The organism is Mycolicibacterium alvei (assembly GCF_010727325.1).
Lineage (GTDB): Bacteria > Actinomycetota > Actinomycetes > Mycobacteriales > Mycobacteriaceae > Mycobacterium > Mycobacterium alvei.
Genome location: NZ_AP022565.1, coordinates 5,082,342 through 5,098,374 on the forward strand (window position 1 = coordinate 5,082,342; position 16,033 = coordinate 5,098,374).

A 16,033-nucleotide genomic window follows, 5' to 3' on the forward strand; every position below is an offset into this window, starting at 1 on the left:
GGCGGCGAGAGCCACGCTGGCGTGACAAAGCGGACTCACCGGGTCGCTAGAGTCGTCTCCGTTAACACCGAACCGGCCACCCACGTCTCAGCAACCGCGCGGCTCTACCGTCTGGCGCCGATGTTGCTGGTTCTCAGCATCGCGGCACGCCTGGCCTGGACGTATCTCGTCCCCAACGGTGCCAACTTCGTCGATCTGCACGTCTACGTCGGTGGCGCCGCCATGCTGGACGGCCCCGGCGCGCTCTACGACTACGTCTACGCGGACCAGACACCGGATTTCCCACTGCCTTTCACGTATCCGCCGTTCGCTGCGGTGGTGTTCTACCCGTTGCATCTGTTGCCGTTCGGGCTGGTCGCGTTCTGCTGGCAGATCGGGATCATCGCAGCGTTGTACGGCGTGGTGCGGATCAGTCAACGGCTCCTGGGGCCGGATGCCGACCCGCGTGTCGCGATGGTGTGGACCGCCGTGGGTATCTGGACCGAACCGCTGCGCAGCACGTTCGACTACGGGCAGGTGAATGTCGTCCTGGTGCTGGCAGTCCTCTACGCCGTGTACAGCAATCGTTGGTGGCTGTCGGGGTTGTTGGTCGGGTTGGCCGCGGGGATCAAGCTCACGCCTGCGGTGTCGGGGCTCTACTTCCTCGGCGCGCGGCGGTGGGGCGTCGCGGTGTTCTCGGCCGTGGTGTTCTGCGGGACCGTCGCGGTTTCTGCTTGGGTGATCGGCGACCAGGCGCGCCGATACTTCACCGAGTTGCTCGGGGACGCCGACCGGATCGGCCCGATCGGAACGTCGTTCAACCAATCCTGGCGCGGCGGGATCTCCCGGATACTGGGGCATGACGCCGGGTACGGTCCGGTTGTGCTGATCGGCATCGCCGTCACCGCGGTCCTTGCCGTACTGGCATGGCGGGCCGTCGGCGGCAGCACCGACCGGCTCGGCGCCATCGTGATCGTGAGTCTGTTCGGGTTGTTGTTCTCGCCGATTTCTTGGACGCACCACTGGGTCTGGCTGATCCCGCTGATGATCTGGCTGTTGTACGGGCCGCTGTCCGGCCGGCTGGGCGCGAGAATCCTCGGGTGGGTCTGGTTGGCGCTGACGCTGATCGGGGTGCCGTGGCTGCTCAGCTTCGCCCAGCCGACCATCTGGGAGATCAGCCGCCCCTGGTACCTGGCCTGGGCCGGGCTGATCTACATCGTCGCCAGCCTGGCGACGCTGGCCTGGATCGCGACGACTAGTCGGACGAGCCGGTCAGAATCCGGTTGATCTCCTTGGCCATCTGGACGTCTTTCTCGGTGATACCGCCGGCCGAATGCGTCACCAGCGCGAAAGTGACTGTGCGCCAGCGGATGTCGATGTCGGGATGGTGGTCCTTTTCCTCGGCGAATTCAGCCACGCGGCGCACCGCGTCGATACCGTCGAGGAACGTCGGGAATTTGGTAGATCTGCGCAGTGCGCCCGCCGCACGTTCCCAGCCCGGCAGATCGGGCAGTGCGGCGTCGACTTGATCGTTCGATAACACGGCCATATGCCCGACGGTATACCGTCGGGCGCGATGAATGAGCAGATCGTTGTCGCAGGTGCACTGCTCTGTGCGGGCCGGCTGCTGGTCGCTCAGCGTCAGCGGCCGCCGGAGCTGGCCGGGCTGTGGGAGCTGCCCGGTGGAAAGGTGGCGAGGGGGGAGAGTGACGCGGACGCCTTGGTGCGGGAGCTCAGGGAGGAACTGGGTGTCGGGGTGATCGTGGGTGCCCGCCTCGGTGCCGACGTCGCACTGCCGACGGGTATGACGCTGCGCGCATACCGGGCGACGTTGAGCGCGGGCACCCCGCAGCCGCACGATCACCAGGCGCTGCGGTGGGTGACCGCCGACGAACTCCACGATCTGCCATGGGTGCCCGCCGACCGGGCCTGGTTACCGGATCTGCTGGACGCGCTTTCTCCGCCGAGCAGACGTGAAAGTACCTGACACGACGGTATTTCGGGTACCTGCGCGTCCGCTCGCGCGATAAATCACTTGCCACCGGCAATGGAATCAATTTAGGCATGCAAATGTTGCGGATTACATTTCCATGAAACCGCCCGCAACGTTTCCGGGAAAGTGACGCAACCGCAGAGACATGATGTTTTGCTGGTGAGGTGAGCACGGCTAGCGCGCCACTCCAGGGCCAGAGTATGAATCTCGTGCTGGCCACTTGGGTCTCGGCGATCAATTTTTGGGCTTGGAACATGATCGGCCCGCTTTCCACCACCTACGCCGGCGACATGAGGCTCAGCAGTACGCAGGCTTCGATGCTGGTCGCCACACCGATACTCGTCGGATCGGTCGGGCGGATCGCCGTCGGCTCGCTGACCGACAGATTCGGCGGCCGCACAATGTTCCTCGCGGTGACGCTGGCTTCGATCCTGCCGGTGCTGGCGGTCGGTGCCGCGGGCGAGGCGAGGTCGTATCCGCTCCTTCTGGTCTGCGGGTTCTTCCTGGGCATCGCGGGCACCATATTCGCCGTCGGCATCCCCTTCGCCAACAACTGGTATGCGCCGGCGCGCCGGGGTTATGCCACCGGCGTGTTCGGCATGGGCATGGTCGGCACGGCGTTGTCGGCATTCTTCACACCGCGACTCGTGCACGCATTCGGATTGTTCACCACCCACGTCATCATCGCGGTGGCCCTGGCTCTCACGGCGCTGTTGTGCTTCGTGGCGATGCGGAACTCGCCGGTTTTCCAACCCAACACCGACCCGGTGCTGCCGAAACTCAAATCGGCACTGAAACTGCCGGTCACGTGGGAGATGTCGTTCCTGTACGCGGTGGTCTTCGGTGGCTTCGTCGCGTTCAGCAACTACCTGCCCACCTACATCAAGACCATCTATGACTTCTCCGCGGTCGAAGCAGGCACCCGCACAGCGGGATTCGCGTTGGCTGCGGTACTTGCCCGGCCCATCGGCGGCGCGATCTCGGATCGGATACCGCCGAAGTACGTGGTACTCACCTCGTTCGCCGGGACGGCCGTGCTGGCCTTCGTCGCGATGTTCCAGCCGCCGCCTGACGTGTGGTCAGCGGCCACCTTCGTCAGTCTGGCGATCTTCCTGGGTATCGGTACCGGCGGAGTGTTCGCCTGGGTGGCCCGCCGGGCACCCGCGAAAGAAGTGGGTTCGGTCACCGGGATCGTCGCTGCCGCAGGCGGTTTGGGTGGTTACTTCCCGCCGTTGGTGATGGGTGCGACATACGATGCGGTCGACAACGACTACACGGTCGGACTGATGCTGTTGGTGGCGACGGCGCTGGTCGCGTTGGGCTACACCGCACTCCGATTGCATGCCCACGAGCCCGAACCGGCCAAGGAGGCCCAACGATGAGCAAGCCCCGCGTCGGCGGATCGATCGAGGAACTGCTCGAGCGCAGTGGCCGCTTCTTCACCCCCGGTGAGATCTCCGGCGACCTGCGTACGGTCACCCGCAAGGGAGGCCGCGAGGGTGATGTGTTCTACCGCGACCGGTGGAGTCACGACAAGGTGGTGCGCTCCACACACGGGGTGAACTGCACCGGATCGTGTTCCTGGAAGATCTATGTCAAGGACGGGATCATCACCTGGGAGACCCAGGAGACCGATTACCCGTCGGTCGGTCCGGACCGGCCCGAGTATGAGCCGCGCGGCTGTCCTCGTGGTGCGGCGTTCTCCTGGTACACCTACTCGCCGACGCGGGTGCGCTATCCGTATGCGCGCGGCGTGCTGGTCGAGATGTACCGGGAAGCCAAGGCCCGCCTGAAGGATCCGGTGCTGGCGTGGGCCGATATCCAGGGAGACCCGGTGCGGCGCAGGCGTTATCACCAGGCCCGTGGCAAGGGCGGCCTGATGCGGGTGACCTGGACCGAGGCCACCGAGATGATCGCGGCCGCGCACGTGCACACGATCAAGACCTACGGGCCGGACCGGGTGGCGGGCTTCTCGCCCATCCCGGCGATGTCGATGGTGTCGTTCGCGGCGGGGTCCCGGTTCATCGAGCTCATCGGCGGGGTGATGACGTCGTTCTACGACTGGTATGCCGATCTGCCGGTGGCCTCCCCGCAGGTGTTCGGCGATCAGACCGACGTACCGGAGTCCGGTGACTGGTGGGATGCGTCATATCTGATGATGTGGGGTTCCAACGTCCCGGTCACCCGTACACCCGACGCACACTGGATGGCCGAGGTCCGCTACCGCGGCACGAAGGTTGTCAGCGTCAGCCCGGATTACGCCGACAACACCAAGTTCGCCGACGAGTGGATGCCGTGTGCTGCGGGCACCGACGGTGCGCTGGCGATGGCGATGGGTCACGTCATCCTCGACGAATGCTTTGTGCAGAAACGGGTTCCGTTCTTCGTCGACTACGTGCGTCAGTTCACCGATCTGCCGTTCCTGGTCAAGCTCGAGGAGCGCAACGGTGTGCTCGTCCCCGGGAAGAACCTCACCGCGGCCGATCTCGGCTATGACATGGAGAATGCGGCGTTCAAGCCGGTGCTGCTCGACGGTGCCAGCAACAGCGTCGCGGTACCCCAGGGTTCGCTCGGGTTTCGGTTCGGCAACGACGGTGTCGGCAAGTGGAACCTCGACCTGGAGGGCCTGACTCCCGCCCTGACCGTGCTGGGGGACACCTTCGAGACCGCCGAGATCACGCTGCCGCGGTTTGACACCGTGGACGGCAGTGGCGCGACCCTGCAGCGCGGTGTCCCGGTGCGGCGGGTCGGGGAGCACCTGGTGTGCACGGTGTTCGATCTGATGCTGGCCCAGTACGGTGTGCACCGGCCGGGCCTGCCCGGCGAGTGGCCCACCGGGTACGACGACGCGAGCCAAGGCTGCACGCCGGCCTGGCAGGAGCAGATCACCGGTGTTTCTGCCGCCCAGGCGATCCGGGTGGCACGCGAATTCGCCCGCAACGCCGAGGAATCCGGCGGTCGGTCGATGATCATCATGGGTGCAGGCATCTGCCAGTGGTTCCACGGCGACGCGACCTACCGCGCGGTGCTGGCGCTGCTGTTGCTCACCGGTTCGATGGGCCGCAACGGTGGCGGGTGGGCGCATTACGTCGGCCAGGAGAAGTGCCGACCGGTCACCGGCTGGTCTGCGATGGCGATGGGCACCGACTGGTCACGCCCGCCGCGGCAGATGGCCGGGACGTCGTACTGGTATGTCCACACCGACCAGTGGCGCTATGACGGTTACCGCGCCGATGCGCTGTCCAGTCCGGTCGGCCGGGGCCGATTCCGCGACAAACACACCATGGACGTGTTGACTTCGGCCGCGGCCATGGGGTGGACACCGTTCTTCCCGCAATTCGACCGCTCCAGTCTGGATGTGGCCGACGAGGCCAATGCCGCCGGCCAGGAGGTGCCGGACTATGTGGCCGACCAATTGGCCAGTGGCGAACTGAAATTGGCCGTCACCGACCCGGACAATCCGCTCAACTGGCCCCGGGTGCTCAGTATCTGGCGGGCCAATCTGCTGGGCTCGTCCAGCAAGGGCAACGAGTACTTCCTGCGCCACCTGCTCGGCACCACGTCGAACGTGCAAGCCGAGCCTACCGGGGAAGACCTGCGGCCCAATGACGTCGCCTGGACCGACGACATCCCCGAGGGCAAGCTCGACATGCTGATGTCGATCGACTTCCGCATGACCTCGACGACACTGCTCTCGGATGTGGTGCTTCCCGCGGCGACCTGGTACGAGAAGGCCGACCTGTCCAGCACGGATATGCACCCGTATGTGCATGCGTTCACTCCGGCCGTCGACCCGCCCTGGGAAACCCGTTCGGACTTCGAGGCTTTCGGGGCGATCGCGCGGACGTTCAGTGCTCTGGCGGCCCGGCATCTGGGTACCCGCACCGATGTGGTGATGGGTACGTTGCAGCACGACACCCCGGGTGCGATGGCCTACCCGGGTGGTACCGAACATGATTGGCGGACGACCGGCGAGACACCGGTGCCGGGCAAGACGATGGGCCCGCTGGTGGTCGTGGAGCGTGACTACACGGCGATCGCCGAGAAGTGGTCGGCACTCGGGCCGCTGGTCGACAGCTTGGGCCTGACCACCAAGGGCGTCACCACCCATCCCGATCAGGAGGTTCGTGAACTCGGCCTGAAGTTCGGGGTGATGGATTCGGGTGCGGCACAGGGCCGGCCCGCGATCACCACGGCCGAACGGATGGCCGACGTGATCCTGGCCTTGTCGGGCACCTCCAATGGCCGGCTGGCCGTGGAGGGCTTCAAGGAGCTGGAGAAGCGCACGGGACGCAGACTGGTGCACCTGGCCGAAGGCAGTGAGGAACGTCGGATCACCTACGCCGACACCCAGGCCAGGCCCGTGCCGGTGATCACCAGCCCGGAGTGGTCCGGCAGTGAGACGGGTGGCCGCCGCTACGCGCCGTTCACGGTGAACATCGAGGAGCTCAAGCCGTTCCACACGCTCACCGGGCGAATGCATTTCTATGTCGATCACGACTGGTTGGAGGAACTCGGCGAGCAGCTGCCGATCTACCGGCCGCCCTTGGACATGGCGAGGCTGTTCGGCGAGTCCCAGGTCGGGCAGCGGGACGGCATCGGCTTGACGGTGCGCTACCTGACCCCGCATTCCAAGTGGTCGATCCACTCGGAGTACCAGGACAACCTGTTCATGCTCTCGCTGTCCCGTGGTGGTCCCACCATGTGGATGAGCCCGTTGGATGCGGCGAAGATCGAAGTGAAAGACAACGACTGGATCGAGGCGGTCAACCGCAACGGCGTGTTGGTGTGTCGTGCCGTCGTCAGCCACCGGATGCCAGAAGGGGTGGTGTACGTCTACCACGCACAGGAACGGACCATCGACGTGCCGCTGAGCGAAACCACCGGAACCCGTGGCGGCATCCACAATTCGCTGACCCGGCTGTTGGTCAAGCCCAGCCATCTCGCCGGTGGCTACGCGCAGCACTCGTTTGCGTTCAACTACCTCGGCCCCACCGGAAATCAGCGTGACGAAGTGACGGTGGTCCGCCGCCGCTCGCAGGAGGTGAAGTACCAGTGAAGGTCATGGCACAGATGGCGATGGTGATGAACCTCGACAAGTGCATCGGATGTCATACCTGTTCGGTGACCTGCAAACAGGCCTGGACCAACCGGGCCGGTACCGAATACGTCTGGTTCAACAACGTCGAAACCCGTCCGGGGCAAGGCTATCCACGCACCTATCAGGATCAGGAGAAGTGGCGCGGGGGCTGGAAGCTGGACCGCCGTGGCCGGCTGCGGTTGCGGGACGGCGGCCGGCTGGCCAAGTTGGCCAGGATCTTCGCGAACCCGAAGTTGCCGTCGATCGACGACTACTACGAGCCGTGGACCTACGACTACGAGAACCTGACCTCGGCACCGCTGGGCGAGCACATCCCGACCGCCCCGCCGCGCAGCCTGATCACCGGGAAACCGATGAAGGTGTCATGGTCGGCGAACTGGGACGACGATCTGGCCGGTTCGCCCGAGATCGTGCCGGGGGACCCGGTCCTCAAACAGGTCAGCGAGCAGATCAAGCTCGAACTCGAGCAGACCTTCATGTTCTATCTGCCCCGGATCTGCGAGCACTGCCTGAACCCGGCGTGTGTGGCGTCGTGCCCTTCGGGCGCGATGTACAAGCGCTCCGAGGACGGCATCGTGCTGGTCGATCAGGACCGCTGCCGTGGCTGGCGCATGTGCGTGTCCGGATGCCCGTACAAGAAGGTCTATTTCAATCACAAGACCGGCAAGGCGGAGAAATGCACGCTGTGCTACCCGCGCATCGAGGTCGGGTTGCCCACGGTGTGCTCGGAAACCTGCGTGGGCCGGTTGCGCTACCTCGGTCTGGTGCTCTACGACGTCGACCGGGTGCTGGAGGCGGCATCGGTACCCGACGACAAGGATCTCTATGAGGCCCAGCGCCAGATCCTGCTTGATCCGACCGACCCCGAGGTGATTGCCGGTGCCCGCGCCGAGGGCATCTCCGACGAGTGGATCGAGGCCGCGCAACGCTCACCGGTGTACAAGCTCATTCACACGTATGGCGTTGCGCTGCCGTTGCATCCGGAATACCGGACAGTGCCGATGGTGTGGTACATCCCTCCGCTGTCACCCGTGGTCGACGCGGTAAGCCGGGACGGGCACGACGGTGAGGACGTCGGGAATCTCTTCGGGGCGCTGGAGGCGTTGCGTATCCCGATCGAGTACCTGGCCGGGTTGTTCACTGCGGGGGACACCGCCGTCGTCGAAGGAGTGCTGCGCCGTCTGGCGGCGATGCGGTCCTACATGCGCGACATCAACCTCGGACGTCAGACACAGCCGCACATCCCGGCCGCGGTCGGCATGACCGAGGAACAGATGTACGAGATGTACCGGCTGCTGGCGATCGCGAAATACGAGGAGCGCTATGTCATTCCGACTGCGTACAGCTCCGAGGCGATACCCGGCGCCGAGGAGCCCGGCTGCTCGCTGTCCTTCGAAGGCGGGCCCGGGATGTATGAGTCGGGTCCGTTCGGCGAGGCCAGCGGCGGGCCGGTGCCGGTAGCGGTGGAGACCTTCCATGCGCTCCAGCACCGCCAGACCGGCAGCGGCATGGCCGCCAACGCCGAACGGCCGTCGCGGGTCAATCTGCTCAACTGGGACGGCCGGGGAACACCGACGGGCATGTTCCCGCAGGATTAGTCAGGAGAACGAGTGAGGAAGCGTAGGAGCCGCTCCGGCAGCCCGCTGCAGGACCGCCTGGTGTGGCAGGCGGCGTCGCTGCTGCTCGCCTACCCGGACGACGGCCATGCCGATCGACTGCAGACCGCGGCCCGCCTGTTGGACCACGTCACCGGTGAGCCCAGGGCGTTGCTGGGCGAAACGGTTGTCGGGCTGAGCCTTCGGCCCACCATGGAGCTGGCGCAGGAGTACGTCGAAACCTTCGATCTGCAGAAGCGCTGCACCATGCTGCTGACCTACTGGACGTCCGGGGATACCCGCAACCGTGGCGCGGAGATGGTCGAATTCACCCAGACCTACCGTGCCGCGGGGGTTGAGATGCCGAAAGCCGAGGCACCCGATCATCTTCCGGTGGTGCTGGAGTTCGCCGCCACCGTCGACCCCGATGCAGGCCGGCGACTGCTCGCCAAGTACCGGGTCCCGATCGGCGTGGTTGCGCGCGCGTTGGCCGACGGGGGCTCGCCGTACTCGCCGGTGGTCGCCGCGGTGGCCGCAACTCTGCCGTCCCTGGCCTCCGTCGACGACGTGGCACACCTGATGATGGCCGGTCCGCCCGCTGAATCCGTTGGACTGCAACCGTTTCAACTGACCGTACCGCCACGTAGGGCGTAAGGAGACTGCTGAGATGAACTGGGAGATCTTCTGGGACGTCGTGCCGTACGTGACGCTGGCGACGGTGGCCGTCGGCACCTGGTGGCGGTATCGCTACGACAAGTTCGGCTGGACCACGCGTTCATCGCAACTCTATGAGTCGCGCTTGCTGCGGATCGCCAGTCCGATGTTTCACTTCGGCATCCTGGTGGTGTTCATCGGGCACGTCATCGGCCTGCTGATCCCCGAGTCGTGGATGGACCTGGTGATGAATGCTCACGTCTACCATCTCCAGGCGGTGATCCTGGGCGGCATCGCCGGCATCGCCGCGCTGGTCGGGATCGCCCTGCTGATCTACCGCCGCCGCGTCACCGGCCCGGTCTTCATGGCCACCACGGCCAACGACAAGACGATGTACCTCGTGCTGGTGGCGGCGATGGTGGCGGGCTTCGCCTGCACCGCGATGGGTGTGACGCCGGGGGGTGCCGAGCACGACTACCGCGAAACCGTGTCGCCGTGGTTCCGCTCGATCTGGATCTTCCAGCCCCGCGGTGACCTGATGGCCCAGGCGCCGGTGTACTTCCACATCCACGTGATGATCGCGCTCGCGCTGTTCTGCCTGTGGCCGTTCACCCGACTGGTGCACGTGTTCAGCGCCCCGATCGGTTACCTGTTCCGTCCTTACGTCGTGTACCGCAGCCGTGATGTCGCCGAGCGCAGTGAGTTGGTCGGCTCACGGCCGCACCGTCGGGGCTGGTGAGGAAGTACGCCGGCGTCTCAAGTAGGGACCTTTGGCCCTGCCCGGTCAGGGCCAAAAGGTGGACGATCGTTCTATGGAGCAGTTGACCGTACTTGACGCAGGGTTCCTGGAAGCGGAGGACTCCGACCGGCACGCGAGCCTGGCGATCGGGGCGATCGCGGTGTTGGACGGCCCGATGCCCCGGCCCGAGAAGGTCATGGCGTCGCTGGCCGAGCGCGCCCTGACCGTACCCCGATTGCATCAACTGCTGCACACCCAGCCGCTTGACCTCGGCGCGCCTCACTGGGCCGACGACACCAACTTCGATGCCGCACACCATATTCGGTACACGGCGCTGCCTGCACCCGGTGACGATGCGGCGATGTACCGGTGGGCCGCCGACATCATGGAACGTCGTCTCGACCGGGACCGGCCGTTGTGGGAGTGCTGGATCGTCGACGGCCTGGCCAGTGGAAGATGGGCGATCCTGCTGAAGGTCCACCACTGCATCGCCGACGGGATCGCGGCCACGCGTCTGTTGAGCCGGCTGTGTGACGACGGTGGCCTGGCCGGACCCGGTGCGAAACTCCAAGCCGCCGGGGGGCCGGCTGCTTTCGGCCCTGTCGAGTGGATCGGTAAGGCGTGGCGCATTTCGAGCGGGCTGCCCGCGGCCGCGATGCAGGCGGTACACGGCGCTCTCGACATCGTCACCGGCCTGCTGCGTCCGGCGGCGGCAACCTCGTTGACCGGCCCGGTGAGCAGTATGCGGCGCTATGCCACCGGCGAGGTGTCGATGGACGATGTCGACACGGTGTGCCGGGAATTCGGTGTGACCGTCAATGATGTTGCACTGGCGGCGATCACCGACACATTCCGGAACACACTGATCCGCCGCGGTGAAAAGCCGACGCGCGACGCGCTGCGCACTCTGGTGCCCGTTTCGGTGCGCACCGCGGATGCGGACGGTCGGACCGACAACCGCGTGTCGGTGATGTTGCCGTACCTCCCGGTCGACAAGGCCGATCCGGTACAGCAGTTGCGCGCCGTGCATTCCAGGCTGTCCAGGGCCAAGGCCAGTGGGCAGCGCGAAGCGGGGAACATTCTGGCGTCCGCGGCGAACGCGATTCCGTTCCCGCTCACGGCGTGGACGGTGCGGGCACTGACCCGGTTGCCGCAGCGCGGCGTCGTCACCGTGGCCACCAATGTCCCGGGTCCGCGGAATCGGTTGCGTGTCATGGGTTGTGAGATCGTCCGGTTGCTTCCGATTCCGCCGCTGGCGATGCAACTGCGGACCGGCATCGCGATCATGAGCTACGCCGACCGCCTGGCCTTCGGAGTGATCGGCGATTACGACTCGGCGCCGGATGTGTCCGAACTGGCCCGCGGCATCGAACGTGCGGTTGCCCGTCTGGTCGATATCAGTATTGGCCACTGGCGCAGCACCCCGATGGGTACCCTGCAACTGGTAGAAGGAGGTTGATCGTCATGAAGGGATCTGAACTCGGCGTCCTCACCCGCAGGCAGTGTCTGGATCTGCTGGAGGGGGTACGCGTCGGCAGGCTGGTGTTCACCGAGGACGCATTACCGGCCGTGCAGCCCGTCAACTTCCGGTTGTGGCATGACGATGTGGTGATCCGGGTGGCCGGCGGGCCCAAGCTGGTCGCCGCGACCGACCACCAGGTGGTGGCGTTCCAGGCCGACGAGCTCGATGCCGATCTACGCAGCGGCTGGAGCGTCACGATCGTCGGGCATGCCGAGCACATCACCGGCGTGGACGAGCAGGTGCAAATCGCCGGGACGTTCGTGCAACCGTGGGCCGAGGGACGGCGCGATCATTTCGTGCGGATCCGCTCGGAGAAGGTCACCGGACGTCAGCTCCGGGACCATGCGATGCCGCACTACGGTGCGGCGGGCACCGGCTAGTACCGGAGCCGGTCGCCGACCACCCGTACGGCGTGACCCGGGTGCTGCGTCGCGTACAGGGGGTGCAGCAGCACCGGGTGACGGCAGTGCGCGCAGGAAGCCTGCGGCCGGTTGGCCGACGCGAAGGTCAGATGGTGGCATTCGCTGCACCGGACCATGTAACAGGCGCCGATCCAGTTGGCCATGCCGACGTAGATCGCGACGGTGGTCCCCGCAGCGAGCACCATGATCAACGCGACCGTGAGCGCTTCATAAACCGTCATGACCGGCACCTCCAAGCTCGCCTATCGCAGTGTGACGGATACCTCAAACGGTACTCGCGAAACCTAGGACTTCCTGGCTCGTTTGAAGACCTTGTCCAGTTCTTTACCGCGTAATCCGTTGTGCTCAGCCTTGCGCACCTTGTGTAGAACCAGCGGACAGCGTTTGCAGCGGGGCTTGCTCTTGCAGCACTTTTTCTTGGGCTTCAGGCCGGCGATCTTTGCGGGCTTCAACGTGACGGGGCTCTCTCGTTTTCGTGATCGACCGGCCAGCCTGCGAGAATGTCGAGGTGGATTCACGCCCGAGCTTTCGCAATGTCGCCATCGTCGCCCACGTCGACCACGGCAAGACGACCCTAGTCGACGCGATGCTGCGGCAGTCGGGTGCCTTGACGCACCGCGGCGACGACGCGGTCGAACGCCTGATGGACTCCGGTGACCTGGAGAAGGAAAAGGGCATCACCATCCTGGCCAAGAACACCGCGGTGCACCGGCACCACGCGGACGGCACGATGACGGTGATCAACGTCATCGACACCCCTGGTCACGCCGATTTCGGCGGCGAGGTGGAGCGCGGCCTGTCCATGGTGGACGGCGTGGTTCTGCTGGTGGACGCCTCGGAGGGGCCGTTGCCGCAGACCCGGTTCGTGCTGCGCAAGGCCCTCGGCGCGCACCTGCCGGTGATCCTGGTGGTCAACAAGACCGACCGGCCCGACGCCCGCATCGCCGAGGTGGTCGAGGAAAGCCACGACCTGCTGCTCGATGTTGCCTCCGACCTGGACGACGAGGCTCAGGCCGCCGCCGAGAAGGCGCTGGATCTGCCCACTCTGTACGCCTCGGGCCGGGCCGGTATCGCGTCGACGACGCAGCCCGCCAACGGTGAGAACCCCGAGGGCGAGAACCTGGACCCGCTGTTCGACGTGCTGATGGAGCACATCCCGGCACCCTCGGGTGATCCGGAGGCGCCGCTGCAGGCCCTGGTCACCAACCTTGACGCGTCGGCCTTCCTGGGCCGCCTCGCGCTGATCCGCATCTACAACGGCCGGCTCAAGAAGGGGCAGCAGGTCGCCTGGATGCGTGAGGTGGACGGGTCCCCGGTGATCACCACCGCCAAGATCACTGAACTGCTGGCCACCGAGGGCGTCGACCGCACTCCGACCGAAGATGCCGTCGCCGGCGACATTGTCGCCGTCGCGGGTATCCCGGAGATCATGATCGGCGACACCCTGGCCGATCCCGACAACTCGCACGCTCTGCCGCGCATCACGGTCGACGAACCGGCCATCTCGGTCACGATCGGCACGAATACCTCGCCGCTGGCTGGTCGGGTGTCGGGCCACAAGCTGACCGCCCGCATGGTCAAGAACCGCCTCGACAGCGAACTGGTCGGCAACGTGTCGATCCGGGTCGTCGACATCGGCCGTCCCGACGCCTGGGAGGTGCAGGGCCGCGGTGAGCTGGCGCTGGCCATCCTCGTCGAGCAGATGCGGCGCGAGGGCTTCGAGCTGACCGTCGGCAAGCCGCAGGTGGTCACCAAGAACGTCGACGGCAAGCTGCACGAGCCGTTCGAAGAGCTGACCATCGACTGCCCGGAGGAGTTCGTCGGCTCCATCACCCAGCTGATGGCCAACCGCAAGGGCCGGATGGAACAGATGACCAACCACGCCGCCGGCTGGGTGCGGATGGACTTCGTGGTGCCCAGCCGCGGGCTGATCGGCTTCCGCACCGACTTCCTGACCGAGACGCGTGGCACCGGCATCGCCAACGCCGTGTTCGAGGGCTATCGACCGTGGGCCGGGGAGATCCGGGCCCGCCATACCGGCTCGCTGGTGAGCGACCGGTCCGGCTCGATCACCCCGTTCGCGATGATCCAGCTGGGCGACCGCGGACAGTTCTTCGTCGAGCCGGGTGAGGACACCTATGAGGGTCAGGTGGTGGGTATCAACCCGCGCGCCGAGGATCTCGACATCAACATCACCCGCGAGAAGAAGCTGACGAACATGCGGTCGTCGACCGCCGACGTCATGGAGACGCTGGCGCGGCCACTGGACCTGAGTCTGGAACAGGCCATGGAATTCTGCGCCGAGGACGAGTGCGTCGAGGTGACCCCCGAGGTCGTCCGCGTGCGCAAGGTTGAGCTGACGGCTTCGCTGCGGGCGCGGGCGAAGGCCCGGGCGAAGGCCCGCGGATAACTTCCGAGCTGTGATGTGCCAGTAGCGATATCCCCCGCGATATCGCTACTGGCACAACAGTTCTCAGGCCGCGTCGCTCTTGGGGCCGGACTTCTTGCCGGCGCCGTCGTTCGTAGTGGCGGCACCGGTGGAGTTGCCGGCGGTGGTGGTGGCTTTGCCCGGGGTCGGGCTGTCGTTGCCGGCCTTGAAGCCGAACTTCTCCTTGAGCTGATTGACGCTGGTTTGGAGATCGGTGGTGTCGGGCTTGGTCGGTGTCGACGCGTCCGAGTCCCCGGACACCTTGGCTCCGGTCTGGTGCGTGCTGAAGTTGAGGCTCTCGCGAAGCTGACTCCGTGTCCTCACCAGCGGTGTCGCCCTCTCGACCGTGGGTTTCTTGATCTCCACCTTCTCCGTCGGCACCGTCTCCCCCGTGACCGTCTCGGGCGCCGGCGGCGCCGTTTCGACGTCGAGGGTGACCAACGTCTTCGGAGCGGGAGGCTCGTTCACATTGCTGGTGACCAATGTGTTTTGCGGATTGTTCGGATTGGCGCTCGGGTCCACGCCAAGCGCGTCGCGGACGACTTCACGGACGGAGTTCGTCGCTTTCCACAACACGTCGTTCCGGAAGTCCTGAATACCGTCGGCTCGGTTGGGCAACAGCGCCTTCAGCCCGATGGGGATGGCCTGCTGGGTCGGGCCGGTACCCATGAAGGAGTCGGCCACCCAAAGTGGAGCGCTGATGTAATCGTTGAGCATGTTGTAGACGGCGACGTTGGGCTCCATGCCGCCGGCGATGTCAATGATCGCTTTGAGCGGTCCGAACGGGGCCAGTGCGAGGCCTTCCACCAGTCGATACCCGGAGTCGAGGGCGCCCGCAGCGAAACCGGCGAGCGGGGTGAGCACGTCGAGGGGAGTGCTGGTGTCGGCGACCCCGAGGAGGTCGGCGATCGATGATCGGAAATTATTGGTCGCTGCCCACAGCACGTCGTTGCGGAAGGCCTGAATATCGCCGGCCTGGTCGGGGAACAGCGCCGCCAGGCCCTTGCCGGTGAGTGACGTTTGGTTGATTCCCAGGGCGGGGTCGATGGCCCACAGCGGGGCATCGATGACTTGACGGAGCGAGTTGTAGAAGGCCTGGCGGTCGCCGTCGGCGATGGCGAGGGCAGCGGCGATGGCGGCCACCGGTAGCTGTGCGATGCCTTGGACGAAACGCAACCCGGATTCGCTGAAACCCTGGAGTGCCGCAATCGGATCCGGGTTCGCCATGAGGTTGATATCCGCAACATGCGCGGCTCGCAGCGCTTCCGGGGTCTGTGCGCTGACCGGTCCGATTGCCGGGCCGATGGTGATCGCGCCTGCCGCGAGTAGCGCTGTTGCTGTTGTCATCGATTGCTTCACACCAACGTGCATCGTGCTTCCCCCTGTTGATTTGGTTGCTCTGGTCCGAAACTGACGTCCTCGACGATAGAGTCAACTTAAGAATTTCTCAGGTGAATTCGAGATTTTGCATACACAAAGACCATCCGATCGGCCAAGTTTCCTGGCAAGTTGTGTCATGCAACCGAAAGTCACGGATCCCTGTGTCGTTGATTTAGCTGAGGAGTAGGGGAAGGCTGTGCATCGGCATCGCCGCCAAGCA

General features: G+C 65.5%; 13 protein-coding genes. 10 read left to right on the forward strand and 3 right to left on the reverse strand.

Features of this window, described 5'->3' with window-relative positions; translation table 11 throughout:
- Positions 1 to 120: 120 nt before the first annotated feature.
- Entirely contained in the window at positions 121 to 1,266 is a 1,146-nt protein-coding gene (locus G6N44_RS24365; RefSeq protein ID WP_235682864.1) for a mannosyltransferase, read from the forward strand.
- Here G6N44_RS24365 and G6N44_RS24370 read toward each other — a convergent pair.
- Entirely contained in the window at positions 1,235 to 1,528 is a 294-nt protein-coding gene (locus tag G6N44_RS24370) for a 4a-hydroxytetrahydrobiopterin dehydratase (RefSeq protein ID WP_163668493.1), read from the reverse strand. The two genes, G6N44_RS24365 and G6N44_RS24370, sit on opposite strands and share 32 nt — an antisense overlap.
- Before the next feature lie 27 nt (positions 1,529 to 1,555).
- Here G6N44_RS24370 and G6N44_RS24375 point away from each other — a divergent pair, with 27 nt between their 5' ends.
- From G6N44_RS24375 to G6N44_RS24410, 8 genes are all read left to right on the forward strand, one after another.
- Positions 1,556 to 1,966 (forward strand): (deoxy)nucleoside triphosphate pyrophosphohydrolase, encoded by a 411-nt coding sequence (locus G6N44_RS24375; RefSeq protein WP_163668495.1) that lies wholly within the window; start codon positions 1,556 to 1,558, stop codon positions 1,964 to 1,966.
- A 206-nt stretch (positions 1,967 to 2,172) separates the two neighbouring features.
- Entirely contained in the window at positions 2,173 to 3,354 is a 1,182-nt protein-coding gene (locus G6N44_RS24380) for a nitrate/nitrite transporter (protein ID WP_170309423.1), read from the forward strand.
- Positions 3,351 to 7,031: a nitrate reductase subunit alpha gene (locus tag G6N44_RS24385; RefSeq protein ID WP_163668498.1), complete on the forward strand. Its 3,681-nt coding sequence runs from the start codon at positions 3,351 to 3,353 to the stop codon at positions 7,029 to 7,031. The genes G6N44_RS24380 and G6N44_RS24385 overlap by 4 nt, the downstream gene beginning before the upstream one ends.
- Entirely contained in the window at positions 7,028 to 8,671 is a 1,644-nt protein-coding gene (narH, locus tag G6N44_RS24390; RefSeq protein ID WP_163668500.1) for a nitrate reductase subunit beta, read from the forward strand. Before G6N44_RS24385 ends, narH begins: the two co-directional genes overlap by 4 nt.
- A 12-nt stretch (positions 8,672 to 8,683) precedes the next feature.
- Positions 8,684 to 9,322, forward strand: a complete 639-nt coding sequence (gene narJ, locus G6N44_RS24395) for a nitrate reductase molybdenum cofactor assembly chaperone (protein ID WP_163668502.1) — start codon at positions 8,684 to 8,686, stop codon at positions 9,320 to 9,322.
- A gap of 13 nt (positions 9,323 to 9,335) precedes the next feature.
- A complete protein-coding gene (gene narI / locus G6N44_RS24400) occupies positions 9,336 to 10,061 on the forward strand; it encodes a respiratory nitrate reductase subunit gamma (RefSeq protein WP_163668504.1) in 726 nt (241 codons plus the stop codon).
- 73 nt (positions 10,062 to 10,134) lie between these two features.
- The gene (locus tag G6N44_RS24405; RefSeq protein WP_163668506.1) at positions 10,135 to 11,520 is read left to right on the forward strand and encodes a WS/DGAT/MGAT family O-acyltransferase; all 1,386 of its coding nucleotides are present in this window, start codon (positions 10,135 to 10,137) and stop codon (positions 11,518 to 11,520) included.
- A 5-nt stretch (positions 11,521 to 11,525) separates the two neighbouring features.
- Positions 11,526 to 11,963 (forward strand): pyridoxamine 5'-phosphate oxidase family protein, encoded by a 438-nt coding sequence (locus G6N44_RS24410; RefSeq protein ID WP_163668508.1) that lies wholly within the window; start codon positions 11,526 to 11,528, stop codon positions 11,961 to 11,963.
- On the opposite strand, the gene G6N44_RS24415 is transcribed toward G6N44_RS24410, so the two are convergent.
- A complete protein-coding gene (locus G6N44_RS24415; RefSeq protein ID WP_163668510.1) occupies positions 11,960 to 12,226 on the reverse strand; it encodes a hypothetical protein in 267 nt (88 codons plus the stop codon). The two genes, G6N44_RS24410 and G6N44_RS24415, sit on opposite strands and share 4 nt — an antisense overlap.
- Positions 12,227 to 12,513: 287 nt before the next feature.
- Between G6N44_RS24415 and typA the strand changes: the two genes are divergently transcribed.
- Positions 12,514 to 14,415 carry a translational GTPase TypA gene (typA, locus tag G6N44_RS24420; protein ID WP_163668512.1) on the forward strand — a complete coding sequence of 634 codons (1,902 nt, stop codon included), beginning with the start codon at positions 12,514 to 12,516 and terminating at the stop codon, positions 14,413 to 14,415.
- Positions 14,416 to 14,478: 63 nt separating this feature from the next.
- On the opposite strand, the gene G6N44_RS24425 is transcribed toward typA, so the two are convergent.
- Positions 14,479 to 15,780: a hypothetical protein gene (locus G6N44_RS24425; RefSeq protein ID WP_163668514.1), complete on the reverse strand. Its 1,302-nt coding sequence runs from the start codon at positions 15,778 to 15,780 to the stop codon at positions 14,479 to 14,481.
- Positions 15,781 to 16,033: the final 253 nt, after the last annotated feature.

Coding starts and splice junctions, on each gene's coding strand:
- G6N44_RS24370 (WP_163668493.1), bottom strand. CDS start 1,528: ATGGCCGTGTTATCGAACGATCAAGTCGACGCCGCACTGCCCGATCTG.
- G6N44_RS24410 (WP_163668508.1), top strand. CDS start 11,526: ATGAAGGGATCTGAACTCGGCGTCCTCACCCGCAGGCAGTGTCTGGAT.
- G6N44_RS24415 (WP_163668510.1), bottom strand. CDS start 12,226: ATGACGGTTTATGAAGCGCTCACGGTCGCGTTGATCATGGTGCTCGCT.
- G6N44_RS24380 (WP_170309423.1), top strand. CDS start 2,173: ATGAATCTCGTGCTGGCCACTTGGGTCTCGGCGATCAATTTTTGGGCT.
- narI (WP_163668504.1), top strand. CDS start 9,336: ATGAACTGGGAGATCTTCTGGGACGTCGTGCCGTACGTGACGCTGGCG.
- G6N44_RS24365 (WP_235682864.1), top strand. CDS start 121: ATGTTGCTGGTTCTCAGCATCGCGGCACGCCTGGCCTGGACGTATCTC.
- G6N44_RS24425 (WP_163668514.1), bottom strand. CDS start 15,780: ATGACAACAGCAACAGCGCTACTCGCGGCAGGCGCGATCACCATCGGC.
- G6N44_RS24385 (WP_163668498.1), top strand. CDS start 3,351: ATGAGCAAGCCCCGCGTCGGCGGATCGATCGAGGAACTGCTCGAGCGC.
- G6N44_RS24375 (WP_163668495.1), top strand. CDS start 1,556: ATGAATGAGCAGATCGTTGTCGCAGGTGCACTGCTCTGTGCGGGCCGG.
- G6N44_RS24405 (WP_163668506.1), top strand. CDS start 10,135: ATGGAGCAGTTGACCGTACTTGACGCAGGGTTCCTGGAAGCGGAGGAC.